The 24,397-nt window shown below is 69.2% G+C and carries 26 protein-coding genes and 1 riboswitch; of the genes, 18 read left to right on the top strand and 8 right to left on the bottom strand.

Annotated features, from left to right (window positions below):
- The first annotated feature begins 72 nt into the window (after positions 1 to 72).
- The 6 genes from ABVN73_RS07725 to ABVN73_RS07750 all read left to right on the top strand — a co-directional run bounded on the left by ABVN73_RS07725 (position 73) and on the right by ABVN73_RS07750 (position 5,564).
- Positions 73 to 318 (top strand): hypothetical protein, encoded by a 246-nt coding sequence (locus ABVN73_RS07725; RefSeq protein WP_353857501.1) that lies wholly within the window; start codon positions 73 to 75, stop codon positions 316 to 318.
- Between the two features lie 194 nt (positions 319 to 512).
- Positions 513 to 1,442, top strand: a complete 930-nt coding sequence (locus ABVN73_RS07730) for a class I fructose-bisphosphate aldolase (protein ID WP_353857502.1) — start codon at positions 513 to 515, stop codon at positions 1,440 to 1,442.
- Between the two features lie 12 nt (positions 1,443 to 1,454).
- Positions 1,455 to 2,093, top strand: a complete 639-nt coding sequence (gene thiE / locus ABVN73_RS07735) for a thiamine phosphate synthase (protein ID WP_353857503.1) — start codon at positions 1,455 to 1,457, stop codon at positions 2,091 to 2,093.
- Positions 2,094 to 2,112: 19 nt separating this feature from the next.
- Positions 2,113 to 2,919, top strand: coding sequence for a TSUP family transporter (locus ABVN73_RS07740; RefSeq protein ID WP_353857504.1), 807 nt, complete (start codon positions 2,113 to 2,115; stop codon positions 2,917 to 2,919).
- 179 nt (positions 2,920 to 3,098) lie between these two features.
- On the top strand, positions 3,099 to 4,445 hold the full coding sequence (locus tag ABVN73_RS07745) for an outer membrane protein transport protein (RefSeq protein WP_353857505.1): 1,347 nt from the start codon (positions 3,099 to 3,101) through the stop codon (positions 4,443 to 4,445).
- A 123-nt stretch (positions 4,446 to 4,568) separates the two neighbouring features.
- Positions 4,569 to 5,564 carry an MDR family oxidoreductase gene (locus ABVN73_RS07750; RefSeq protein ID WP_353857506.1) on the top strand — a complete coding sequence of 332 codons (996 nt, stop codon included), beginning with the start codon at positions 4,569 to 4,571 and terminating at the stop codon, positions 5,562 to 5,564.
- Positions 5,565 to 5,591: 27 nt separating this feature from the next.
- Here the strand turns inward: ABVN73_RS07750 and epmA are convergent, their stop codons facing one another.
- Positions 5,592 to 6,644, bottom strand: a complete 1,053-nt coding sequence (gene epmA / locus ABVN73_RS07755) for an EF-P lysine aminoacylase EpmA (RefSeq protein WP_353857507.1) — start codon at positions 6,642 to 6,644, stop codon at positions 5,592 to 5,594.
- 167 nt (positions 6,645 to 6,811) lie between these two features.
- Between epmA and efp the strand changes: the two genes are divergently transcribed.
- The 7 genes from efp (at position 6,812) to ABVN73_RS07790 (ending at position 13,067) form a co-directional block, all read left to right on the top strand.
- Positions 6,812 to 7,378 carry an elongation factor P gene (gene efp, locus ABVN73_RS07760; RefSeq protein ID WP_353857508.1) on the top strand — a complete coding sequence of 189 codons (567 nt, stop codon included), beginning with the start codon at positions 6,812 to 6,814 and terminating at the stop codon, positions 7,376 to 7,378.
- Positions 7,379 to 7,469: 91 nt separating this feature from the next.
- Positions 7,470 to 8,324, top strand: a complete 855-nt coding sequence (locus tag ABVN73_RS07765) for an inositol monophosphatase family protein (protein ID WP_353857509.1) — start codon at positions 7,470 to 7,472, stop codon at positions 8,322 to 8,324.
- A gap of 179 nt (positions 8,325 to 8,503) precedes the next feature.
- On the top strand, positions 8,504 to 9,271 hold the full coding sequence (locus ABVN73_RS07770; RefSeq protein WP_353857510.1) for an OmpA family protein: 768 nt from the start codon (positions 8,504 to 8,506) through the stop codon (positions 9,269 to 9,271).
- A gap of 52 nt (positions 9,272 to 9,323) precedes the next feature.
- A complete protein-coding gene (locus ABVN73_RS07775; protein ID WP_051657798.1) occupies positions 9,324 to 10,511 on the top strand; it encodes a hypothetical protein in 1,188 nt (395 codons plus the stop codon).
- Between the two features lie 51 nt (positions 10,512 to 10,562).
- The gene (locus ABVN73_RS07780; RefSeq protein ID WP_353857511.1) at positions 10,563 to 11,882 is read left to right on the top strand and encodes a peptidoglycan -binding protein; all 1,320 of its coding nucleotides are present in this window, start codon (positions 10,563 to 10,565) and stop codon (positions 11,880 to 11,882) included.
- A 184-nt stretch (positions 11,883 to 12,066) separates the two neighbouring features.
- Positions 12,067 to 12,426 (top strand): IS630 transposase-related protein, encoded by a 360-nt coding sequence (locus ABVN73_RS07785; RefSeq protein ID WP_353857512.1) that lies wholly within the window; start codon positions 12,067 to 12,069, stop codon positions 12,424 to 12,426.
- Positions 12,378 to 13,067: an IS630 family transposase gene (locus tag ABVN73_RS07790; RefSeq protein WP_353857513.1), complete on the top strand. Its 690-nt coding sequence runs from the start codon at positions 12,378 to 12,380 to the stop codon at positions 13,065 to 13,067. Before ABVN73_RS07785 ends, ABVN73_RS07790 begins: the two co-directional genes overlap by 49 nt.
- Before the next feature lie 32 nt (positions 13,068 to 13,099).
- Here ABVN73_RS07790 and gcvPB read toward each other — a convergent pair whose 3' ends face one another.
- The 6 genes from gcvPB to ABVN73_RS07820 form a co-directional block, all read right to left on the bottom strand.
- Complete coding sequence (gcvPB, locus tag ABVN73_RS07795; protein WP_353857514.1) at positions 13,100 to 14,677, bottom strand: aminomethyl-transferring glycine dehydrogenase subunit GcvPB; 1,578 nt, start codon at positions 14,675 to 14,677, stop codon at positions 13,100 to 13,102.
- A complete protein-coding gene (gcvPA, locus tag ABVN73_RS07800; RefSeq protein ID WP_353857515.1) occupies positions 14,677 to 16,017 on the bottom strand; it encodes an aminomethyl-transferring glycine dehydrogenase subunit GcvPA in 1,341 nt (446 codons plus the stop codon). The genes gcvPB and gcvPA overlap by 1 nt, the downstream gene beginning before the upstream one ends.
- Position 16,018: 1 nt before the next feature.
- Positions 16,019 to 16,393, bottom strand: coding sequence for a glycine cleavage system protein GcvH (gene gcvH, locus ABVN73_RS07805; protein ID WP_353857516.1), 375 nt, complete (start codon positions 16,391 to 16,393; stop codon positions 16,019 to 16,021).
- A 33-nt stretch (positions 16,394 to 16,426) separates the two neighbouring features.
- A complete protein-coding gene (gcvT, locus tag ABVN73_RS07810; RefSeq protein ID WP_353857517.1) occupies positions 16,427 to 17,539 on the bottom strand; it encodes a glycine cleavage system aminomethyltransferase GcvT in 1,113 nt (370 codons plus the stop codon).
- A gap of 174 nt (positions 17,540 to 17,713) precedes the next feature.
- Positions 17,714 to 17,827: riboswitch (glycine riboswitch) on the bottom strand.
- Between the two features lie 72 nt (positions 17,828 to 17,899).
- A complete protein-coding gene (locus tag ABVN73_RS07815) occupies positions 17,900 to 18,145 on the bottom strand; it encodes a CDGSH iron-sulfur domain-containing protein (protein WP_353857518.1) in 246 nt (81 codons plus the stop codon).
- 22 nt (positions 18,146 to 18,167) lie between these two features.
- Positions 18,168 to 18,620, bottom strand: a complete 453-nt coding sequence (locus ABVN73_RS07820) for a hypothetical protein (protein WP_353857519.1) — start codon at positions 18,618 to 18,620, stop codon at positions 18,168 to 18,170.
- 269 nt (positions 18,621 to 18,889) lie between these two features.
- On the opposite strand from ABVN73_RS07820, the gene ispH reads away from it, so the two are divergent.
- From ispH to ABVN73_RS07845, 5 genes are all read left to right on the top strand, one after another.
- Positions 18,890 to 19,870 carry a 4-hydroxy-3-methylbut-2-enyl diphosphate reductase gene (ispH, locus tag ABVN73_RS07825; protein WP_353857520.1) on the top strand — a complete coding sequence of 327 codons (981 nt, stop codon included), beginning with the start codon at positions 18,890 to 18,892 and terminating at the stop codon, positions 19,868 to 19,870.
- A gap of 32 nt (positions 19,871 to 19,902) precedes the next feature.
- The gene (locus ABVN73_RS07830; RefSeq protein ID WP_353857521.1) at positions 19,903 to 20,460 is read left to right on the top strand and encodes a Uma2 family endonuclease; all 558 of its coding nucleotides are present in this window, start codon (positions 19,903 to 19,905) and stop codon (positions 20,458 to 20,460) included.
- 65 nt (positions 20,461 to 20,525) lie between these two features.
- On the top strand, positions 20,526 to 21,509 hold the full coding sequence (locus ABVN73_RS07835; RefSeq protein WP_353857522.1) for a homoserine kinase: 984 nt from the start codon (positions 20,526 to 20,528) through the stop codon (positions 21,507 to 21,509).
- A 4-nt stretch (positions 21,510 to 21,513) separates the two neighbouring features.
- Positions 21,514 to 22,020: a ribonuclease HI gene (rnhA, locus tag ABVN73_RS07840; RefSeq protein WP_353857523.1), complete on the top strand. Its 507-nt coding sequence runs from the start codon at positions 21,514 to 21,516 to the stop codon at positions 22,018 to 22,020.
- Between the two features lie 111 nt (positions 22,021 to 22,131).
- Positions 22,132 to 23,730: an AMP-binding protein gene (locus ABVN73_RS07845; protein WP_353857524.1), complete on the top strand. Its 1,599-nt coding sequence runs from the start codon at positions 22,132 to 22,134 to the stop codon at positions 23,728 to 23,730.
- Between the two features lie 160 nt (positions 23,731 to 23,890).
- Here the strand turns inward: ABVN73_RS07845 and ABVN73_RS07850 are convergent, their stop codons facing one another.
- Positions 23,891 to 24,373 (bottom strand): peroxiredoxin, encoded by a 483-nt coding sequence (locus ABVN73_RS07850; RefSeq protein ID WP_353857525.1) that lies wholly within the window; start codon positions 24,371 to 24,373, stop codon positions 23,891 to 23,893.
- Between the last annotated feature and the right edge of the window lie 24 nt (positions 24,374 to 24,397).

Below are 24,397 nucleotides of genomic sequence, written 5' to 3' on the forward strand. Positions count from 1 at the left end.
GCTTTTTCCCCGAATCCGCACGATCAAAAGTGGTGTATGGTGGTTTCATCATCACGATGCGGTACCACCCCCATGACCACGACCACGCCTTTGCGGCCCCAGGCGGACGCCACACCGCTGACGGGTGAGGACACCGCCCGGCTCCATCCGGAGCGGCCGGACGGTCTCCCGCGCGGCTCGCGCTTTCCCGCGCCGCAGGTGGAAAAGATCCGCGGCGCCCGCCTGCTCGTCGTCTGGGCCGGCCTGGCCGCCGGCGCCTGGGCCGTGGCGGTGGGCGCCGGCTACGGCCTCTACGTCATCGTCCAATCCGTGCTGTGACATAAAAGAGCGGGAGGAACGCCGCCGCCCGCCGGCCCTCGCCTCGCCCTTCGGCGAAGCCCGAACCTGCCCACCCGGATAGGCCCTTTTGCCGCCGTGAGAGGCCGCGCTACACCCCTGCCGACGTTGCAAAGAGTGCCGCGCTGGGCTATGAGGGCCGCATTTCCGACAGAAACCCCAAGGGGAAGAGCCAGATGAAGCTCACTCGTCGTGTTAAGGAAATTCTTGCGAACTACGAGAGCGACACCCCGGGCGTCAAGGCCAACCTTGCCCGCATTCTGATGGAAGGCAAGCTGGGCGGCACCGGCAAGCTGGTGATCCTCCCCGTCGACCAGGGCTTCGAGCACGGCCCGGCGCGCAGCTTCGCGCCGAACGAGCCGGGCTACGATCCGCATTACCATTATCAGCTCGCCATCGACGCCGGCTGCAACGCCTACGCCGCCCCGCTGGGTTCGCTGGAGGCCGGCGCCTCGACCTTCGCCGGCTCGATCCCGCTGATCCTCAAGATGAACAGCGCCAACAGCCTGTCGCGCCAGAAGGAGAACGCCGACCAGGCGGTGACCGCCTCGGTGCAGGACGCGCTGCGCCTGGGCTGCTCGGCCATCGGCTTCACGATCTACCCCGGCTCGGACGCCATGTACGACCAGTACGAGGAGATCCGCGAGCTGTCGAAGGAGGCCAAGTCGGTCGGCCTGCCCACCGTCCTGTGGTCCTACCCGCGCGGCGGCACGATCTCCAAGGACGGCGAGCTGGCCATCGACGTGATCGGCTACGCCGCCCACATGGCCGCGCTGCTCGGCGCCCACATCATCAAGGTAAAGCTGCCGTCGGCCCATCTGGAGCAGGCGGAGGCCAGGAAAGTCTACGAGTCCAAGAACATCCCGATCGCCACCCAGGCCGACCGCGTCCGCCACATCATGCAGTGCGCCTTCAACGGCCGCCGCATCGTGGTCTTCTCGGGCGGCGCGACCAAGGGCGAGGACGCGGTGTTCGAGGACGCCCGCGCGATCCGCGACGGCGGCGGCAACGGCTCGATCATCGGCCGCAACGCCTTCCAGCGCCCGCGCGAAGACGCTTTGAAGCTGCTCGACCGGATCATGAAGATCTACCAGGGCAAAGAGTAAGGATCGCCTCGGGTGAGCGAAACCGCCTGCCGGCTCTACCTCGTGACGCCGCCGGTCCTGGAACCGGCGGCGTTCGCGCCGAAACTGACCGAAGCTCTGGACGCGGGCGATGTCGCCTGCGTCCAGTTGCGTTTGAAGGACTGCTCCGACGACGCCGTGCGCCGGGCCTGCGATGCCCTGCGCCCGATCGCCCAGGACCGCGGGGTTGCCTTCATCCTGAACGACCATCCCGAACTGGCCCGCGAGACCGGCTGCGACGGCGTGCATGTCGGGCAGAAGGACACGCCCTACGCCCAGGCGCGGCGGATCGTCGGCAACGACGCCATCGTCGGCGTGACCTGCCACGACAGCCGCCATCTCGCCATGGAAGCGGGCGAGGCCGGGGCCGATTACGTCGCCTTCGGCGCCTTCTTCCCCACCACCACCAAGGACGCCGAATTCAAGGCGGAGCCCGAACTGCTCCAGTGGTGGTCGGAACTGATGGAGGTCCCCTGCGTCGCCATCGGCGGCATCACCCAGGAGAATTGCGGGCCTCTGGTGAGCGCCGGGGCCGATTTCCTGGCCGTGGTCGGCGCCGTGTGGAATCATCCCGATGGGCCGGGCGCCGCCGTGAAGGCGTTCAACGCCGCCATCGCCGCGGCCGAAGGGTGACGAAGGCCGCCGCCGAATCATGGACATCCTTTCCATCGAGACGCTGTCCGCGCTGTTCGCGGTCGGCCTGGTCGCGGGCTTTGTCGACGCCATCGCCGGGGGCGGCGGGCTTCTGACCCTCCCCGCCCTGCTCTGGGCCGGCCTGTCGCCCGCCCAGGCTCTGGCGACGAACAAGCTGCAATCCAGCTTCGGCTCTTTCTCCGCCGCGGTGAAGTTCACCCGCGGCGGCGAGGTCAAGCCGCGCGACATGGCGGTGATGATCGGCTGCACCTTCGCCGGCTCCGCGGCGGGCGCCATCATCGTCCAGATGATCGATCCGGGATTTCTGCGCAACGTCATCCCGGTGCTGCTGATCGGCATCGCCATCTGGCTGCTCGTCTCGCCGAAGGCCGGCGAGATCGACGCGCAGCAGCGCATCGGGGAGCGCGGCTTCGCCCTGCTCGCCGGGACGGGGATCGGCTTCTACGACGGCTTCTTCGGGCCGGGCACCGGCACCTTCTTCGCCATCGCCTTCGTCTCGCTGCTGGGCTTCAACCTGCGCAAGGCGACCGCCCACACCAAGGTGCTGAACTTCACCAGCAACATCGCCGCCCTCCTCTTCTTCCTCGCCGGCGGCCAGATCGCCTGGGTGGCCGGATTGCTTATGGGCGTGGGCCAGATGATCGGCGCGCAGATCGGCGCGCACATGGTCATCCGCAACGGCGCCGCCATCGTGCGGCCCATGCTGGTCATCGCCTCCATCGCCATCACGGCGAAGCTGATATGGACCGACGCCCAGGGCGTGATCGGCGCCGGCATGGCCATGGTCGCCGGCTGGCTGGGCTGAGAGCCCTCAACATCCCGATTTTCAGGCCCGCGGCGAATCGACCATAGCGGGCATTTCCCTCCCCCAGACACACCCGCGGGCGCATACTTCGTTGGCCCAACATTTTTTCAGCGGTCCCACTTTACGTTAACGTCAATCTGTGTATCATTGCGTCAAATAACGAAATTGGGGAGAAGCGCATGTCCAAAGGGTCTCTGAAGGGGAATCTGCTCGCCGCCGTCGCCGCCGTCGCCATCGCGGCCCCGCTGCCGGCCGGCGCCGCCGGCTATCTGCTGAAGGAGCAGAGCGCCTCGGGCCAGGGCACCTCCTTCGCGGGCGCCACCGCCAACAGCATGGGCGACGCCACCGGCCTGTTCTTCAACCCCGCGGCCCTGGGCGCCATCGAGGGGAATCAGGCGGTCGGCGTTCTGAGCGGCGTGTTCCCGACCTCGAAGACCAGCAACGCCCGCGGCACCCGCGCCACGCGGCTGGGCGGCAGCGCCATCCGGGGCACCTCCGACCCCGGCGACATCGGCATGGACGCGGTGATTCCGTCGGGCTATCTGGCCTACACGGTGTCGCCGGACGTCAAGCTGGGCCTCGCCATCACCGCGCCCTGGGGCCTGTCCACCGACTATCCGGAAAGCTGGACCGGCCGGTACCACGGCATCCATTCCAGCCTGCTGACCATCAACATTTCCCCGACCGTGTCCTACCGGCTGATGCCGGACCTGACCATCGCCGGCGGCCTGCAGTTCCAGTACGCCAAGGCCCGCCTCAGCCAGGCCGTGGACTTCGCCTCGATCCTGGCGGCCACCGGTGTCGCCATCGCGCCGGGCTCGCGCGACGGCGTGGGCGAGGTGAAAGGCGACGACTGGGGCGTCGGCTTCACCGCCGGCATGCTGTACGAGCCGGCCAAGGGCACCCGCTTCGGCGTCTCCTACCGCTCCTCGGTCTTCCACGAGCTGGACGGCGATTCGAAGTTCGAGGGCGTTCCCGCCGTGCCGGCGCTGCGCGCCAGCTTCGCCGGATCGCCGGTGCGGGCGAAGGTCGCCACGCCGGACATCATCTCCTTCGGCGCCTACCACGAGCTGACCAGTTCCATCGCCGTGATGGCCGACGCGCAGTGGACCAACTGGTCGCGCTTCAAGGAGCTGCGCATCCGCTACCGCAACCCGCTGCGCACCGACACGGTGACCGACGAGAACTGGGACGACTCCTGGTTCTTCGCGCTGGGCGCCGCCTACAAGTGGAACGAGAAGCTGACCCTGCGCTTCGGCGTGGCCTATGACCAGACCCCGGTCAGCGACCAGTACCGCACGCCGCGCATCCCGGACGAGGATCGCTACTGGGTGTCGATCGGCGCCGGCTACCAGTTCACGGACAGCATCCGGACCGACATCGGCTACAGCCACATCTTCGCCAACAAGGCCAAGATCGACCTGCGCGACAACCTGACGGGCAGCGACGCCTTCCGCGGCAACCTGTCCGCCGATTACAAGGCCCATGTGGACGTGATCGCGCTGCAGACCAAGATCACCTTCTGATCCGCACCCCGGTGGAGCGCGCGGGCCCCGCCCGTTCGCTCCACCCTCCCCGCCTCTTGTCCATCGCCGCGTCCGTGCTAGGCTTTCCCCCAATCAAGAACCCGACCCGGGAGAGGAATCCGCATGGCCGACACCTTCACCGCCTTCGTCATCGAGGACGCCGACGGCAAGCCCAAGGGGGGCTTCAAGCCGCTGAGCCTCGTCGACCTGCCCGACCATGACGTGCTGGTCGAGGTCGCCTTCTCCACCCTGAACTACAAGGACGGCCTCGCCGTCTCCGGCAAGGGCCGGATCGCCCGCAAGCTGCCGATGGTTGCCGGAATCGACCTCGCCGGCACGGTCGTGGAGTCGCGCTCCGCCGCGTGGAAGGCCGGCGACAAGGTCATCGTCAACGGCTGGGGCCTGTCGGAAACCCAATGGGGCGGCTACAGCCGGTTCCAGCGCGTGAAGCCGGAATGGCTGACCCGCCTGCCCGACGTCTTCTCGCCGGAGGAGGCGATGGGCATCGGCACCGCCGGCTACACCGCGGCGCTCTGCGTCGACGCGCTGGAGGACTGGGGCACGATCCAGCCCGGCGGCAAGGAAGTTCTGGTCACCGGAGCGGCCGGCGGCGTCGGTTCGGTCGCGGTCGCCCTGCTCGCGAAGGCCGGCTACCCGGTCACCGCCTCCACCGGGCGGCCGGAGACCCACGAGTATCTGTCGGGCCTGGGCGCCACCGGCTTCATCGACCGCGCCGCGCTGCAGGAGAAAGGCCCGCCGCTCCAGAAGGAGCGCTGGGCCGGCGGCGTCGATTCGGTGGGCGGGATCACGCTGGTCAACGCCTTGTCGCAGACCGTCTGGGGCGGCGCCATCGCCGCCTGCGGGCTGGCGGGCGGCGCCGACCTGCCCGGCACGGTGCTGCCGCACATCCTGCGCAGCGTCACGCTGATCGGCGTCGATTCGGTCGCCGCCCCGGCGGCGCGGCGCGAGCGCGCCTGGGCGCGGCTGGCCCGCGACCTCGACAAGTCCCACCTGAAGGCGATGTACACGGTGGAGCCGATGTCGAAGCTGCCGGAACTGGCCGGCCGGATCCTTGCCGGGCAAGTGCGCGGGCGCGTGGTGATCGACGTTACCGCCTGATGATGGTACCGCCGGTGACGGGCGGACTCAGGCCCCCGCCACCGGCAGCCACAGTACCTCGTCGATGCGCTCCGCCCCGCTGCACAGCATGACCAGCCGGTCGAATCCCAGCGCGATGCCGCTGCACTCCGGCATGCCGTGCTCCAGCGCGGCGAGGAAATCCTCGTCCACCGGGAAGCGGTCGCCGTAGATGCGCTCCTTCAAATCCATGTCGGCCTCGAAACGGGCGCGCTGGGCGCGGGCGTCGGTCAGCTCGCCGAAGGCGTTGGCGAGTTCCAGGCCGCAGGCGTACAGCTCGAACCGCTCGGCCAGCCGCGGGTCCTCGGGCTTGGGGCGCGACAGGGCGGCCATGCAGACCGGATAGTCGGTCAGCACGCAGGGCACCCCCGCTCCCAGATGCGGCTCGATCCGGTCGAACATGATGCGGAAGACGATGTCCTCCCAGCGGTCGCCGTCGTGCGGAGCGATGCCGATGGCCCGCGCCATGGCGGCCAGCGGGGCCGGGTCGGGGTCATGGCTGCCGTCGAAGGTCTCCAGCAGGTCGATCCCGGCGTATTCCCGGAAGGCGTCCTGCACGGTCAGCACCCGCCACTCCTTGAAGGGGTCGCAGGTCATCCCGCGGAACTCGAACCGCGTCCGCCCGGCCGCGACGGCGGCCTCGCGCACCAGATCCTCGCAATCGCGGATCAGCGTCCGGTAGCCCTCCCTCGCCCGGTACCATTCGAGCATGGAGAATTCCGGCGCGTGGGTGGCCGACCGCTCGCCGTTCCGGAAGACGTGGGCGATTTGATAGATGCGCGGCAGCCCGGCCACCAGCAGCTTCTTCATGGCGAATTCGGGGCTGGTGTGCAGGTGCAGCCGCAGCCGGTCGTCGGGGTGCGGCCCCACCAGCTCCGTCGCGAAGGCCTGGAGATGCGGCTCCATCCCCGGCGAGACCTGGAGCGCCGGGGTGTCCACCTCCAGGAAGGCGTTCTCCTCGAAGAAGCGGCGGACGGCGCCCAGCACGCGGCCGCGCACGGCCAGATGGGGGCGGCGGCGGGCGAAGGTCTCGGGAGCCCAGGACGGCGTGACGGAGGACATGATGGCCTTCACTGACGGGGTAATGGTGCTGCTTAGCAGAGTGGCAACGGCGGCGAAAACGGACAAAGAAGGCACGGAACGCCGATTGAGCCCCGCCCGGCGTTGCCACCGGCCCGGCAAGCTGCTAGGTTCCGCGCCGCCTGTCTCCTGGAAATCACGAGTATGTCATGAAGGTCAACGCCAACACGATGCGTCCCGGCCATGTGCTGGAGCATAACGGGAAGCTCTGGGTCATCACGAAGACCGCCATCGTCCAGCCCGGCAAGGGCGGCGCCTTCATCCAGCTTGAAATGAAGGATGTTCGCACCGGCACGAAGTCGATCGAGCGCTTCCGCACCCAGGAGACGGTCGAGCGCGCCCGCCTGGACGAGCACGAGATGACCTTCCTGTTCGCCGAAGGCGACAGCTACACCTTCATGGACAAGGAAAGCTACGAGCAGACCTCGATCCCCGGTGAGATCATCGGCGACCAGAAGGTCTTCCTGCAGGACGGCATGGAAGTCACCGTGCAGTCCTTCGAAGGCGCGCCGCTCGGCGTCGAGATCCCCGGCAAGGTCACCCTGCAGATCACCGAGGCCGACCCGGTGGTGAAGGGCCAGACGGCCTCCTCCTCCTACAAGCCGGCGAAGCTGGAGAACGGCGTGTCGATCCTGGTGCCGCCGCACATCGAGTCGGGCACCCGCGTCGTCGTCGACACCCAGACCGGCGAGTATGTCGAGCGCGCCAAGGACTGACCGTCCTGACTGATTTTCTGCGCACCGGCTCTCGCTTAAAGCGGGGGCCGGTGTATTCTTTTTCCGGTTCCGCACGAGATAAAGCACGCCCATGGCCACCCGCTCCGCCCTTATCAACGTGATGGTCCGCGCCGCCGAAAAGGCGGCCCGCGGCCTTGTCCGCGACTTCGGCGAGGTCGAGCACCTCCAGGTCTCGCGCAAGGGCCCGGCGGACTTCGTGTCCGCCGCCGACATGAAGGCGGAAAAGCTGCTGCGCGAAGAGCTGCAGAAGGCCCGCCCGGATTTCGGCTTCCTCATGGAGGAGACGGGCGCCAGCAAGGGCAGCGACCCGACCGCCCGCTGGATCGTCGATCCGCTGGACGGCACCACCAACTTCCTGCACGGCATCCCGCACTGGGCGATCTCCATCGCCGCAGAGAAGAACGGCGAGATCGTCGCCGGCGTCGTGTACGAGCCGGTGCACGACCAGATGTTCTGGGCCGAGAAGGGCCAGGGCGCCTTCCTGAACCACCAGCGCCTGCGCGTGTCGGAGCGCCGCAACCTCGCCGACGCGGTGATCGCCACCGGCATCCCCTTCAAGGGCCGCGGCGACCATGCCGGGTTCCTGGTGGAGGCCGAGGCCCTGATGAAGGAAGTCGCGGGCATCCGCCGCTTCGGCGCCGCCTCGCTCGACCTCGCCTACGTCGCGGCGGGCCGCTACGACGGCTACTGGGAGCGCGGGCTCGCCCCCTGGGACGCCGCGGCCGGCCAGCTTCTCGTCACCGAGGCCGGCGGCTTCGTCGGTGAGATCGGCGGCGGGCGCAATCCGGTGTTCGGCGGCACGATCCTGGCGGCCAACGCCCATTTCCATCTGCCGATCGCCAAGATCCTGCGCGGTGCGGCGGAACGCAAGGTGCGCTCCGCTCCCGCCGGAGCGGCCGGGGCGGCGAACGCCGGTCAGGGCTGACCTCCGGCCGAGCCATAAGCCCTTCATGACGTTGGGGTAGCCAGGGCCGCGCTTTGGTGGGGAAACACGCCGCGCGGCCCAAAGGGCGTTGTCCCTACGCCGATCGAAGGGCTATGGTACCAACGCTTTTCCGTGCCATTGGAAACAACGCGCTGGTCACCATGAGGATTGTCGGACGCATGAGCGGTTCTCCAAACGCCCCCGCCGGGCGGCGGGCACCCCTGCGCGTCCTTCCCGCCGCCGCGGCCGTGGCTCTGTCCCTGGCCGTGACCGCCTGCTCCTCCTCCGGCACCGCACCGCCCCCGACCAGCGCCGCCCCGCCTCAGACCGCCGCCGCCAACACGGGCGGATTGACGCTGGAGAACGCGCAGCCGCTGCCGATCCCGCCGCGGCCCGACATCTTCCCGCCGCCGGCCCCGCCGGCTCCGCCCGTCTTCAAGGCCCCGACCCTGATGACGGCGCCGGATCTGCCGCAGATTTCCGTGGGAGCCAGCCCACCCCCGCCGGCCATGCCGGAAGGCGCGCCGCCGGTGCCGGCCGCGAACCGGCCGGCGGCGCCGCCGCCCGACCGGACGCAGACCGCCGCCCTGCCGCCGCCGACTCCGAAAGCCCCCGCGGCGCCCGCCCTGCCCCGGATGGAGCCGTTGACCGTGCTGTTCGACGGCACCGCCACCGCCCTACCCGAACCGGCCCAGGCGCGGCTGGAGGCCATCGCGGAGCGCATGAACGCCAACCCGCAGCTCCGCCTGCAGATCCGCTCCTACGCCAGCGGCACGCCGGAAACGGCGCGCGAGGCGCGGCAATTGTCGCTCGCCCGCGCGCTGGCCGTGCGCGAGCGGCTGGGGACCGCCGGAATCGCCAGCACGCGCGTCGACATCCGCGCCCTGGGCATGGAGGCGGCCGGGGGCGCGCCGGACCGGCTGGACGTGGAGTTCCTGAACCAGTGAGCCGCTCTCGGTAACCCGCAACGCCTGCCCCATCCCCTGGACGAGAGTGCCCATGGCCGCCATCGCCCCGTCGTCCCACCCTCTTGAGGAGCCTTCCCCGATGACGCGCCCGGAGCGCTTCCTGACACGGATGATCCTCTTCCTGGTGGTCGTGGGAAGTGTGACGGCCTTGCTGTTCCCGGCCCTGCGCGCCGCCTTCATGAACAACCCGGCGCTGAACGGGCTGATCCTCGGCACGCTGCTCGCCGGCATCCTGTTCATCTTCCGCCAGGTTCTGATGCTGCGGCCCGAGGTGGCGTGGCTGGAGCATTTCCAGTCCGGCAACCCCGCCGTGGCCGCGCCGGAGCCGGTTCTGCTCGCCCCGATGGCGCGCATGCTTCGGGAGCGGCGCGGCCGGCTGACCCTGTCGGCGCTGTCGATGCGCTCCCTGCTCGACGGCATCGCCTCGCGGCTGGACGAGTCGCGGGAGCTGTCGCGCTACCTGATCGGTCTGCTGATCTTCCTCGGCCTGCTCGGCACCTTCTGGGGGCTGCTGCACACGGTGCAGTCGGTCGGCTCGGTGATCGGCGGGCTGTCGGTGCAGGGCGGCGACGTCGGCGCGATGTTCAGCAACCTCCAGCACGGGCTCGAGGCGCCGCTGACCGGCATGGGGACGGCCTTCAGCTCCTCGCTGTTCGGTCTGGCGGGTTCGCTGGTTCTGGGCTTCCTGGAGCTTCAGGCCAGCCAGGCGCACAACCGCTTCTTCCAGGACGTCGAGGACTGGCTGTCCGGCGCGACCCGCCTCTCCAGCGGGGCCGGCGGCAGCCTGGAGACCGGCGACCAGTCGATGCCCGCCTATCTGACGGCGCTTCTGGAGCAGACCGCGGAAAACCTCGACTCGCTCCAGCGCACCGTCGCCACCGCCGAGGAGGGCCGCCGCTCGGCCAACGCCAACCTCATGGCGCTGACCGAACGGCTCACCACGCTGACCGACCAGATGCGCGCCGAACAGCAGCTTCTCCTGCGGCTGGGCGAAAGCCAGCTGGAGATGAAGGGGCTGCTCGACCGGCTGTCGGACGCGGCCATCGGCGGCTTCGACGACGCCTCGCGCCAGCATCTGCGCAACATGGACATCTACCTCGCCCGCATGGTCGAGGAATCCTCCACCGGCCGGGTCCAGGCGGTGCAGGAGATCCGCAGCGAGATCAAGCTGCTGGCCCGCACCATCGCCGCCCTGGCCGAAGAATCGGAACAGCGCTGATCGGAACAGCGCTGACGCCTCCCCCCTGTCCGTCCGGAGGGACACCCCGCCATGCCCAGCATCAGCCGCCGCAACGGCCACCGCGAGGCCAGCGCATGGCCCGGATGGGTGGACGCGCTGTCGTCCCTCGTCATGGTGGTCATCTTCCTGCTGATGATCTTCATCGTCGCCCAGTTCTACATGGCGACCGCCCTGACCGGGCGTGACGAGCAGCTCGGCAGCCTCAACCGCAAGGTGGCGGAGCTGAACGACCTGCTGGCGCTGGAGCGGGACGCCAACGCCGACCTGCGCATCAACGTCGCCCAGCTTTCGGCGGAGCTTCAGGGCTCCGTCGCGGCGCGGGACACCATGACCAGCCGCATCGCCACGCTCCAGGGCGACCTCGACCACGCCACCCGCGCGGCGGAGGAGCTTCAGCGAACCATCCGCGCCGACAAGGACACCATCGAGCTGAAGCTGGCCGAGGCCGCCAGCCTCCAGGCCGACCTGAAGGCGCTGCGCGAGGCCCGGACCAGGCTGGAAGGCGAGCTGGCCGCCGCCGCCGCGCAGCAGCGCCTGACCGAGGAGCAGCGCCAGTCCCTGCTGGCCGAGCTGGGTGGGGAGCGCGACCGCTCCAAGGCGCTGGAAACCCGTCTCGCCACGGCGGACGAGAAGACGATGCTCGCGCAGAAGGACATCGAGAAGCGCGACATCCGCATCACCGAGCTGATGGCCTCGCTGTCGGCCGAACAGGGCGCGACCGGCAAGGCGAACGAGCAGGTCGACCTGCTGAACCGGCAGATGGCCGCCCTGCGCGAGCAGCTCGCCCGCATCGGCGCCGCGCTGGAGATCTCGGAGAAGAAGGCGGAGGAGCAGCAGGTCCAGATCGCCGAACTCGGCTCCCGGCTGAACCAGGCGCTGGCCGCCAAGGTCCAGGACCTCGCCCGCTACCGCTCGGAGTTCTTCGGGCGGGTGCGCGAGGCGCTGGGCAACCGGCCCGACGTGCGCATCGTCGGTGACCGTTTCGTCTTCCAGTCGGAGTTGCTGTTCCCCTCCGGCTCGGCGACCCTGGAGGAGGCCGGCAAGCAGCGGCTCGCGGAGTTGGCGCGCACATTGATCGAGATCGGCCGGACGATCCCGCCGGACATCAACTGGGTGCTGCGCGTGGACGGCCACACCGATTCGCGCCCGGTGCGCATCCAGTTCGCCTCGAACTGGGAGCTGTCGGCGGCGCGCGCGATCTCGGTGGTGAAGTATCTGATCGACCAGGGGATTCCGGCGGAGCGTCTGGCCGCCGCCGGTTTCGGCGAATATCAGCCGCTCGACCCCGGCACCAGCGAGGAAGCGCTGGCGCGGAACCGGCGGATCGAGGTGAAGCTGGATCAGCGGTGAGGGGCTTGCCCCCACCCTTCCCATGCTTCGCATGGGCCCCTTCCCTCCCCCGCTTCGCAGGAGAGGGAATTTGTCCCCTCCCCTGCGAAGCGGGGGAGGGTTAAAGCGGATTGTCGCTGAGTATAGACGGAATTTTGGCTGGCCTGAGCGGTTGGAGGAAGACACAGCTGAAGGACCGCGCGCCATGGGCCAGCCATATTCCTCCGATCTGCGCGAACGGGTTCTGCTGGCTTATGAGCGCCACGAGGGCGGCCCCGAGTTGCTGGCGCGGCGCTTCCAGATCAGCCGAGCCTGCGCGTACAACTGGGTGCGGGCCGCACGCCTTGAGGGGCGGCGGGTCGCCAAGCCGCATGCCGGCGGCGTACCAGCCAAACTGGACGCGGAGGGCGTGAGCGTGCTGCGGGCCTTGGTGCGGGAGGATAATGACGCGACACTGGCACAGTACCGCGACCGGTTGGCCGCACGCACCGGCATCGCGCTGAGCCCGGCGGTGGTGTGCCGCACCTTGAAGCGGCTGGGGTTGGCGCGCAAAAAAAGACGCTGAGGGCCAGCGAGCAAGAGCGCGCGGATATCGCCGCGGAACGCGCGGCCTACCGGGACGATGCGGTGGTCCATGAACCGGCGCGTTTGGTTTTCCTCGATGAAACCGGCATCAACACCCAGATGACGCCCACCCAGGCCCGGGCGCCGCGCGGCCAGCGGGCGCTCGGATCCGTGCCCTGTGGGTCGTGGCACCGCGTCACGGTGCTCGGGGCGTTGAGCGCCGAAGGCATGCTGGCCGCCATGAGCATCGAGGCGTCCACCTCCTCGGCCGTGTTTCTCGCCTTTGTCGAGCAGGTGCTCTTGCCCGTGCTTCGGCGCGACAAACCCGGCGCCGTGGTCGTGATGGACAACCTTTCCGCTCACAAGCGGGCCGATATCCTCGCCGCCTTTGAGACGGCGGGGATCCGTGTCCGCTTCCTCCCGCGCTACTCGCCCGACCTCTCGCCCATCGAGCCCGGCTGGGCCAAGCTCAAAGGAATCCTGCTCGAGCCCGGCTGGGCCAAGCTCAAAGGAATCCTGCGCGCCAAGGAAGCCCGCACCGTCGAGGCCCTCAACGAGGAACTCGGCCCAGCCCTCAATGCGATCACCGCTACCGACGCCAAAGCGTGGTTTAAGCTATGCGGCTACCCGAATCTAAACTGAACCGAAATCCGCTTTAGGGAGGGGGCAAAACCTTACTCCGCCGCGACCGTCTCCGGCTCCACCGCCGGCGTCCAGCGCAGCACCGGCTTGCGCGCCGCGGCGGTCTCGTCCAGGCGGCGGCGCGGGGTCAGGCGCGGAGCGCCCTGGAAGTACGCCACGTCGCCGGACTTGGCCCGCTCCGCCAGCGCGCGCAAGGCGGTGACGAACTGGTCCAGGCTGGCCTTCGACTCGGTCTCGGTCGGCTCGATCAGCAGGGCGCCATGCACGACCAGCGGGAAGTACATGGTCATCGGGTGGAAGCCCTCGTCGATCAGCGCCTTGGCGATGTCGAGCGTGGTCACCCCCGTGCCCTTCAGGAAGCGGTCGTCGAACAGGCATTCGTGCATGCACGGCCCTTCGAAGGAGGGCGTCATCACGTCCTGCAGGCGGGCCAGCAGATAGTTCGCGTTCAGCACCGCGTCGTTCGCCACCTGCCGCAGGCCGTCGGCGCCGTGGCTCATCATGTAGGCGAGCGCGCGGACAAACATGCCCATCTGGCCGTGGAACGCCTTCATCCGCCCAAAGGCCGGGCCGTCGCCGGCCTGCTCGACCAGACGGAAGGCGCCGTCCTTGTCCTGCACCACGTAGGGCACCGGGACGAAGGGGGCCAGCGACTCCGCGAAGACCACCGGGCCGGAGCCCGGACCGCCGCCGCCATGCGGGGTGGAGAAGGTCTTGTGCAGGTTGATGTGCATCACGTCGATGCCGAGGTCCGCCGGACGCACCCGCCCGACGATGGCGTTGAAGTTGGCGCCGTCGCAGTAGAAATAGGCGCCCGCCGCGTGCACCGCCTCGGCGATGGTGATGATGTCCCGCTCGAACAGGCCGCAGGTGTTCGGGTTGGTCAGCATCAGCCCGGCGACGTCGGGGCCGAGCTTGGCCTTCAGCGCCCCCAGATCGACACGCCCGTCCTCGGTCGCCGGAATCGCCTCGACCGCGTAGCCGCAGGCGGCGGCGGTCGCCGGGTTGGTGCCGTGGGCGCTTTCCGGGACGAGGATCTTGGTGCGCCCCGTGTCGCCCTTGGCGTCATGGGCGGAGCGGATCGCCATGATGCCGCACATCTCGCCGTGCGCGCCCGCCGCCGGGGCCAGCGTCACCGCCGCCATGCCGGTCAGCGTGGCGAGCCAGCGGCCCAGCTCCGCCATCAGCTCCAAGGCCCCCTGCACCGTGCTTTCGGGCTGGAGCGGGTGAACGTCGGCGAAGCCGGGCAGCCGCGCCATCTTCTCGTTCAGGCGCGGGTTGTGCTTCATCGTGCAGGAGCCGAGCGGGTACAGGCCGCTGTCGATGGCGTAGTTCTTCTGCGACAGGCGGGTGTAGTGGCGGACCACCTGCGGCTCGGCGAGGCCCGGCAAGCCGATCTTGCCACGCGGCTTGACGGCGCCCAGGCGCGACGCCACCGCCGGAACTTCGGGCAGGTCGACGCCGCAACGCCCGGCGCTGTCCTGTTCGAAAATCAGCGGCTCCTCGATCTGCAGGCCGCGGTTGCCGGTGACGGTCTGCGGAACGGCGCTGTCCGAATTCTGGATGCCCCCGGAGATATGAGTCGGGCGACCCTGGTTGTTCATGCTCATCACAGAACCTCGGCGAGGGCGGTGGCGAAGGCGTCCATGTCGGACTCGGTGTTGGTTTCGGTGGCGGCCACGATCAGCAGATCGTCAAGCCCGCCGCCGAACAGGCGGGAGGCCGGAACGCCGCCCAGGATGCCGCGTTGCGCCAGCGCCTCCACGACCTCCGCGGCCGGCTTCGGCAGCTTGACCGTGAATTCGTTGAAGAAGCTGCCGTTGACGATCTCCACGCCCTTCACCCCAGCCAGCTTGTCGGCCAGTTGCACGGCCTTGGCGTGGTTGATCCCGGCGAGCCGGTTGAAGCCCTCCTCGCCCAGCAGGCTGAGGTGGATGGAGAAGGCCAGGGCGCACAGGCCGGAGTTGGTGCAGATGTTGGAGGTCGCCTTCTCGCGGCGGATGTGCTGCTCGCGGGTGGAGAGCGTCAGCACGAAGCCGCGCCGCCCGTCGGCGTCCACCGTCTGGCCGCAGAGGCGGCCCGGCATCTGGCGGACCAGCTTCTCCTTCACCGCGAACAGCCCGACATAGGGGCCGCCGAAGTTCAGCGCGTTGCCCAGCGACTGGCCTTCCGCCGCCACGATGTCGGCGCCCATCTCACCCGGCGGGGTCAGCAGGCCGAGCGACACGGCCTCCGTCACCACGACGATCAGCAGCGCGCCCTTGGCCTGACACGCCTTGCCCAGCTCGGTGTAGTCGCGGACATGACCGAACACGTCCGGGTTCTGCACGACGACGCAGGAGGTGTCGCCGTCGACCTCGGCCAGCAGGTCCTCACCACCGGTCGGGGCCGGCGGCATCACCACCGTCTCGAAGCCGATGAAGCGGGCGTCGGTCGTCGTGGTGTCGCGGTAATGTGGGTGCAGGCCGCCGGACAGCACGGCCTTCTTCCGCCGGGTGACGCGGTTGGCCATCATCACGGCTTCCGCGCAGGCGGTGGCGCCGTCGTACATGGAGGCGTTGGCGACGTCCATGCCGGTCAGCAGCGAGACCTGGGTCTGGAACTCGAACAGGACCTGCAGCGTGCCCTGGCTCACCTCCGGCTGGTACGGCGTGTAGGCGGTCAGGAACTCGCCGCGCTGCACCAGATGGTCCACCGTCGCCGGAATGTGGTGGCGGTAGGCGCCGGCGCCGAGGAAGCTCGGCACGCTGCCCGCGGGCAGGTTCTTCCCCGCCATCGCCGACAGGGCGCGCTCGACCTCAAGCTCGCCCATGTGGTTGGACAGCCCCTCGATCGGGCCGGAGAGGCGGGCCGCCTCGGGCACGTCGCGGAACAGCTCGTCCACCGACGGCACGCCGATGGCCTCCAGCATGGAGCGCCGGTCGGCCTCGGTCAGGGGCAGGTAGCGCATCTCAGGCTTGCCCTTCCACGAAGGCCTTGTAGGCGGCTTCGTCCATCAGCCCGTCCAGCTCCGACGGGTTGCTGAGGCGCAGCTTGAAGAACCAGCCGGTGGTCTCGGCCCCGGCGTTGACCAGCGACGGGTCGTTCTCCAGATCGGCGTTGGCCTCGATCACCTCGCCGGACACCGGGGCGAACACGTCGCTGGCGGCCTTCACCGACTCCACGACGGCGGCTTCCTTGCCCTGGGCGAGCTGGCGGCCGACGTCCGGCAGCTCGACGAACACGACGTCGCCGAGCTGCTGCTGGGCGTGATCGCTGACGCCGACGGTGCCGACATCGCCCTCGACGCGGACCCACTCGTGGTCCTTGGTGTACTTGATGGTCATGGTTGTCCCCTGTTCGAAACGGTTTTGTGATTCTCAGCCGCGGTAGTAGCGCTGCGGCACGAAGGGCATGGCGGCGACCTTGGCGGCCAGCGGCTTGCCGCGGACCATGAGCTGCACCGGCGTGCCCACGGCAGCGTGCGCGCGGTCCACATAGCCCATGGCGACCGGGGCGGAGGCGGTGGGGCCGAAGCCGCCGCTGGTCACCTCGCCGATCTTTTGTCCATCGGCGTCGCAGACGTCGGTGTGCTCGCGGGCCGGCTGGCGGCCTTCCGGCTGCAGGCCGACGCGGCGGCGCGGGGCGCCGTTGGCGAGCTGGTCCATGATGATGGCGTGGCCGGGGAAGCCGCCCTCCTCCCGGCGGCGCTTGGACAGCGCCCATTCCAGGCCGGCCTCGACCGGGGTCGTCGTCTCGTCGATGTCGTGGCCGTAGAGGCAGAGTCCGGCCTCCAGCCGCAGCGAGTCGCGGGCACCCAGCCCGATGGCCTCGACCTCGTCCTCGGCCAGCAGGGCACGGGCGATGGTCTCGGCGTCGGATTTGTCGCAGGAGATCTCGTAGCCGTCCTCGCCCGTGTAGCCGGAGCGGGTGATGATGACCGGGATGCCGTCGAAGGTGGCCGGCAAGTAGCTCATGAACTTCATGGTGGCCGCTTCGGGGATGAAGCGCCCCAGCACCGCCGCGGCCTCCGGCCCCTGAAGCGCCATCAGGGCGAGGTCGTCCAGCAGTTCCACCTCGGCCTTGCCCTTTAGCCGCTCGCGCATGTGGGCGACGTCGTGGTCCTTGCGGGCGGCGTTGACGACCAGGAACAGGTGATCCCCGGCGTTGGTGACCATCAGGTCGTCCAGGATGCAGCCCTGCTCGTTCAGGAACAGCGTGTAGCGCATGCGCCCGCGGGCCAGCCCCTTGATGTCGCCGGGGACCAGCGACTCCAGCGCGGCCGCCGGGTCCTCGCCGGTCAGGCGCACCTGCCCCATGTGCGACACGTCGAACAGCCCGGCCTTGGCGCGGGTGTGCTGGTGCTCCTTGAGGATGCCGAGCGGGTACTGCACCGGCATGTCATAGCCGGCGAAGGGCACCATCTTGCCCTTCAGCTCCAGATGGAGGCTGTGCAGCGGCGTTGTCTTGAGGGACTCAGAAGCCTCGGTCACGCGGGTCCTCCGACATAGGGTCGCACAACCCGCGCCGGGATTGGCGCGAGTCCTGCCCCCTCTGTCCTGGACCTGAGAGATTCACCGGCGGGGTCCAACCCCGACAACCGGTTTACTCCTTCGGTGAGCCGTCGCCCGCTGTGCGCGGACGAAGCTGCTTTCCAGAGTTGCCTTATCCCCCTTGCGGTCCTTTTGCCTGAGAGTTTCCGGGGCGGTTGCTCCTTCGGCGCCACTGCCCGGCATCCGGTTCTCCGGTGGCCGGGCAATGATCTCTCCCGCGAGGGATCGTCGGCTTGTGCCGTTTAACCTACCGGGACCCTTGCGAATGTCAATCGGGGTTCGCTGGGGTCCCGGCGACGCTCATGTCAGGTCCAGATGGCTGCCGTCGCAGAAGGGCGGCTTCTTCGTCGCCTTGCAGCCGCAGAAGCGCGCCTTCATGGAGGTGGCGGGGGCGAACTTCATCGGCTCCAGGCCGGTTCCGGCGTGGCTGCCGTCGCACAGCGGCTGCTTGGCGCTGCGCCCGCAACGGCACCACCAGTAGGTCTTGCCGGCCTCAAGCTCGATGACGATGGGTTCCTTGGTCGCGGCGACCGGTGCGCTGGCCATGAATGTTGCCCCCCTTACCCGATCACTGCTTCATCTGCGCCCGGTTGAAGGCCAGCTGCTCCGGCGTCAGCTGGAAGCCCAGGAAAATCTTCCAGTCCTTGCCGTTGGCGTCCTTGGGCAGCGGGATCTTCGGCGCCAGTTCCTCGCGGCTGCCGGAGCGGAGCTTGCCGGACTCGAAGGTCACGGAGGTGTCGAACTCCGTCTTGGTGGTCGGCGTCTCCTCGCCCGGCTTGGCGACGGCGACGAAATAGCGGTAGTTCGCCGTGTTGCCCTGCATGGCCGGCCCGCGCTCCGCGATCAGGAAGACGTTCACGTTCACCGTGACGCCGTCGCTGGTGTAGTCGCAGTTGCCGGAATAGTCGGCCAGCGCCGCGCGGGAGGTCACGTCCGTCAGGTCGCGCCCGCCGCCGTTGCGGAACTGGGTGACCTCCGCCAGATCGCGGACGATGGACACTTTCGGGCAGGCCAAGGCCATGTCCGCCGGTGCGTTGCTGCCGCCCCCGAGTCCGGAGCAGCCGGTGAGCGCCAGAACACCGAGACTCGCGAATGCAAGCGCCCGCGGGCTTTTCCGGGCGGGGGTTCCTATATTACGGTCGCGGCGGCGGTCCATCGGTCTGGCCTAACGGTTGGAAGGGTGTGTTCTGCCACGACTTTAGAGAAGCGGTGGGGCCGGCACAAGGCCACGCCGCCGCTCCGACGTACGAACCCTTACGCCCCTTTTTTCGAGACACCGGAACGACGCGCATGACCCAGACGCCCCTGACCATCCTGCTCGCGGCCCCCCGTGGCTTCTGCGCCGGCGTGGACCGCGCGATCCAGATCGTGGAGGTGGCGCTGGAGCGGTTCGGCGCCCCCGTCTATGTCCGGCACGAGATCGTCCACAACCGATTCGTGGTGCAGAGCCTTGAGGCCAAGGGCGCCATCTTCGTGGACGAGCTGGATCAGGTTCCCGACGGCGTGCCGGTGGTCTTCTCGGCCCATGGCGTGCCGAAATCGGTCCCGGCGGCGGCGGAGCAGCGCGGCCTGTTCTACCTCGACGCCACCTGCCCGCTGGTCAGCAAGGTGCACCGCGAGGCCGAGCGCCACTTCAACGAGGGGCGCCAAATCGTCCTGATCGGCCACGCCGGCCACCCGGAGGTGATCGGCACCATGGGCCAGCTGCCCCCGGGCGCCGTGGTGCTGGTGGAGACGGTGGAGGACGTGGCGACGGTCCAGGTGGACAATCCGGACAACCTCGCCTACGCCACCCAGACCACCCTGTCGGTGGACGAGACGGCGAGCATCGTCGCCGCCCTCCAGGCGCGCTTCCCGACCATCGGCGGGCCGAAGAAGGAGGACATCTGCTACGCCACCACCAACCGCCAGCAGGCGGTGAAGGCCATAGCACCCAAGGTGGACGCCCTGCTGGTGCTGGGCGCGCCGAACTCCTCCAACTCCAAGCGGCTGGTCGAGGTGGCGAAGATCCACGGCTGCCAGCGCGCCCAGCTCGTCCAGCGCGCGGCGGACATCGACTGGTCGGCGCTCGACGGAGTCGCCACGCTGGGCATCACCGCCGGCGCGTCGGCCCCCGAAGTGCTGGTGGAGGAGGTCATCGAGGCCGCCCGCGCCCGCTACGCCGTGACGGTGGAGGAGCTGCGCACCGCCTTCGAGGACATCACCTTCAAGCTGCCGAAGCCGCTGCTGGACGGCGGCGCCCCTTCCCGTCCGGTCCCGGCGGACGCATAATCCGGGGACCGGCCTTCGCGAAGGAGACGTTCATGGGCGCGCCCGCCATCCAGAAGATGGACATCGACGAGTTTCTCGCCTGGGCCGACCGGCAGGAGCCGGACACGCGCTACGAGCTGGTCGGCGGGCAGCCGCAGGCGATGAGTCCGTGCAACCAGGCGCACAGCCGGCTGACGGCGGCGATCATCATCGCTATCGGCATGCGCCTCCGTCCACCCTGTCGAGTCTTGACGGAAACGGCCATCGAACGCGACGACCGTGCCGACCGCTTCTACGAGGCCGACATCGCCGTCACTTGCTCGCCCCACCAGCCCGGCCAGCGCTCGACGCCGAATCCGGTGCTGGTGGTCGAGATTTTGTCGGAGAGCACGGCCAGTCACGACCGCGGCACCAAGGTGCCTGACTATATGCAGATCCCCTCCGTGCAGGAGGTGTTGCTGGTGGACAGCCGCGCCGTCCGGGCACAGCTCTGGCGCCGCGACGGGCGGCGCTGGATCGTCGAGGATTTCACCGAGGACGCCACGCTGCCGCTGGCCTCCATCGGGGCGGAGCTTCCGCTGGCGGCGCTTTACGACGGCATCGCCCTGTGAGCGGCCCAGAGGCGAGCGGCCGCGGCGGCATTGACCGGCGCCCCGAATCCCGGTAAGGCGCTGGCATGGCCGTATACACCGAAGTCACCGACGACGAGCTGAACGCTTTCATCGCCCAGTACGATCTGGGCGCCGTCCTGTCCTGCAAGGGCATCGCGGAGGGGGTGGAGAATTCCAATTTCCTCCTGGTGACGGAGCGCGGCCCCTACATCCTGACGCTCTACGAGAAGCGCACCCGGCGGGAGGATCTGCCCTTCTTCCTGGGCCTGATGGAGCATCTCGCCGACAAGGGCATCGCCTGCCCGTTGCCGGTACAGGGCAAGGACGGGCAGTCCCTGCGCGAGCTGGCCGGGCGTCCGGCGGTGATCGTGACCTTCCTGGCCGGCATGTGGCCGCGCCGCATCACGCCGCACCACTGCGCGGAGCTGGGGACGGCGCTGGCCCGCCTGCATCTGGCCGTCGCCGATTTCCGGATGGAGCGTCCCAACGCCCTGTCGCTGGACGGCTGGAAGGACCTTGCCGGGAAATGCGCGCCGCGCGCCGACGAGGTGGCCCGCGACCTGCGCGCCACGCTGGAGGCGGAGCTTGCCGCGTTGGAGGCCAACTGGCCCGCCGGCCTGCCGTCCGGGGTCATCCACGCCGACCTGTTCCCCGACAACGTGTTCTTCCGCGGCGACGGGCTGTCCGGCCTGATCGATTTCTACTTCGCCTGCAACGACTTCCTGGCCTACGACATCGCGATCTGCATGAACGCCTGGTGCTTCGAGGTCGACGGGTCGTTCAACGCCACCAAGGCGCGGATGCTGCTGACCAACTACCAGAAGGTCCGTCCCCTGTCGCCGGCCGAGCTGGCCGCCCTGCCCTGGCTGTGCCGCGGCAGCGCCCTGCGCTTCCTGCTGACGCGCCTCTACGACTGGCTGAACCATCCGCCGGGGGCCTTCGTGCGCCCGAAGGACCCGCTGGAATATCTGCGCAAGCTGCGCTTCCACCAGACCGTCCGCGGGCTCGGCGACTACGCGCTCGACGACGGCGGCAGCTATCAGGTCTGACGCCATGACGGACACGACGGATACCAACGGCGGGGGCGGCACCGGCGGCGACAAGGGCGCGCCGAAGGTCGTCGACATCTTCACCGACGGCGCCTGCAGCGGCAACCCCGGCCCCGGCGGCTGGGGCGCCATCCTGCGCTACAACGGGGTGGAGAAGGAGCTGTACGGCGGCGAGCCGGCCACCACCAACAACCGCATGGAGCTGATGGCCGCCATCCAGGCGCTGGAGGCGCTGAAGCGGCCCATGGAGGTGCGGCTCTACACCGACAGCGAGTATGTGAAGAACGGCATCACCCAGTGGATTCACGGCTGGAAGGCCCGCGGCTGGAAGACCGCCGACAAGAAGCCGGTGAAGAACGAGGATTTGTGGCGGCGCCTGGACGAGGCGAAGCGGCAGCACCGCATCGAGTTCCACTGGGTGCGCGGCCACGCCGGCCATCCGGAGAACGAGCGGGCCGACGCGCTGGCGCGCCAGGGCGTCGCCGAGGTCCGGCAGGCCGCGCAGGGCTGATCCCTCCCGGCGAACGGTGACCATCCTCAAGGGTTTGTGGACGGCGGACCCGCCGTCCCGCTAGGCTTCCTCCGATAACGAACGACGAAAGATCGTTGGGAGGAGACCGAGATGTATCCGCATTTGCGGAACGAAGCCCGCTGGGTGCTGCCCGAGGTGCTGGCCCATCAGGCCGCCGAACGCGGCGCCAAGACCTTCGTCACGATGATCGCCGCCAAAGAGAACGCCGGCGAATCGCTGACCTACGCCGAGGCCCAGGAGCAGGCGAGCCGGGTGGCCGGCTTCTTCGCCGGGCTGGGCGTGAAGCCGGGCGACACGGTGGCGGTGATGCTGCCGAACGGGCTGGACTTCGTGCGCGTGTGGCTGGGGCTGGGGCGGCTGGGCGCCGTCATGGTCGCTCTGAACACGGAGCTGAAGGGCGGCTTCCTGGAGCACCAGTTGGAGAACGCCGGGGCGGCCCTGGCGGTGGTCGACGCCGCGCTGGCCGACCGCATCACCGACATCGCGCCACGCCTGACCGCGCTGCGTGGGCTGGTGGTGCCCGGCGCCATGGCCGGATCGCCGCACACGGCGCTGGAGGGCTGGCGCGACGCCGCCCCCTACGACGGCCCCCTGCCCCGCGCCGGCGACGACGCCTGCATCATGTACACCTCGGGCACCACCGGCCTGTCGAAGGGCGTGCTGATGCCGCACGGCCACGGCTTCCTGTTCGGGCTGGGCTCCATCGACAATTTCGCCCTGACCGACGAGGACCGCTTCTACATCTGCCTGCCGCTGTTCCACGCCAACGGGCTCTACATGCAGCTCTACGCCGCGATGATCTCCGGCGGGTCGGCGGTCCTGCGCGAGCGGTTCAGCGCCTCCGCCTGGCTCGACGACATCCGGCGGCACGGCTGCACGGTGACCAACTCGCTGGGCGCCGTCACCGCCTTCGTGGTGGCCCAGCCGCCGCGCCCGGACGACCGGGACCATCCCCTGCGCCTCGTCGGCGCCGCCCCCAACCCGGCGGACACCGAGCGGGTGCTGCGCGGGCGCTTCGGCGTGCGCGACGTCATCAGCCTCTACGGCATGACCGAGGTGAACATCCCGCTCTACGCCGAGATGGGCAAGCCGCGCCCCGGCACCTGCGGCAAGGTCTACGACCGCTACTTCGAGGTCGAGATCCGCGACCCGCAGACCGACATCCCGGTGCCGCGCGGCCAGGTCGGCGAGGTCATGGTGCGACCGAAGGCGGCCTTCGGCTTCCTGTCCGGCTACCACCGGATGCCGGACAAGACGGTGGAGGCGTGGCGGAACCTGTGGTTCCACACGGGCGACGCGGCGGTGATGGACGCGGAGGGCTACGTCACCTTCGTCGACCGCATCAAGGACTGCATCCGCCGCCGTGGCGAGAACGTCTCGTCCTACGAGGTGGAGACGGTGCTGTCGCGGCTGGAGGGGGTGGCGGAGGTCGCCGCCTACGCCGTGCCCGCGGGCATTCCGGGGGCGGAGGACGAGATCATGGTCGCCCTGGTCGCCGCGCCGGGTGCGGCCCTGACGCCGGAGGCGGTGGCGGCCTTTGCCGAGCGTGAACTGCCGCGCTACGCCCAGCCACGCTACATCGACATCGTGGACGCCTTCCCCAAGACGCCGACCGCCAAGGTGCAGAAGGCGAAGCTGCGGGAACGCGGCGTGGCCGACACCACCTGGGACCGCAAGAAGGCGGGGTGACGGTTATCCCCTCTCCCGCCCCGGGAGAGGGAGGGGCCCGCCGCATGGCGGCGGGCGGGTGAGGGTGCGGCCAAGAATCCATTATCGACCTTCGCACGACCCTCACCCGCCCGCTGCGCGGGCACCCTCTCCCGGGACGGGAGAGGGATTTCAGGCCCCCTTACAGGGCGCCCAGCACGGCCTCGGCCGAGGACACCTCGAACTGGCCCGGCTTCTCGACGGCGAGGTGGGTGACCTTGCCGTCCTTGGCGACCAGGGCGAAGCGCTGGCCGCGCAGGCCGAGGCCGTAGCCCGTGCCGTCCATCGTCAGGCCCAGCGCCTGGGTCAGCGCGGCGTTGCCGTCGGGCAGCATGGTAACCTTGCCGCCGACCCCGTTCTTCTCGCCCCAGGCGCGCATCACGAAGGGGTCGTTGACGGCGAGGCAGACGATGTCGTCCACGCCCTTGGCCTTCAGGTCATCGGCCTTCTGGACGAAGCCCGGCAGATGCTTGGCGGAGCAGGTCGGGGTGAAGGCGCCCGGCACGGAGAACAGCACCACCGTCTTGCCCTTGAACAGCGCGTCGGTGGTGACGTCCTGCATCCCGTTGTCGGTCAGATGCTTCAGCGTGACGGACGGGATGGCGTCGCCCACTTGAATGGTCATGTCTCCTGAACTCCCAATTTTTTG

It is taken from the genome of Azospirillum formosense, assembly GCF_040500525.1.
GTDB classification, from domain to species: domain Bacteria; phylum Pseudomonadota; class Alphaproteobacteria; order Azospirillales; family Azospirillaceae; genus Azospirillum; species Azospirillum formosense_A.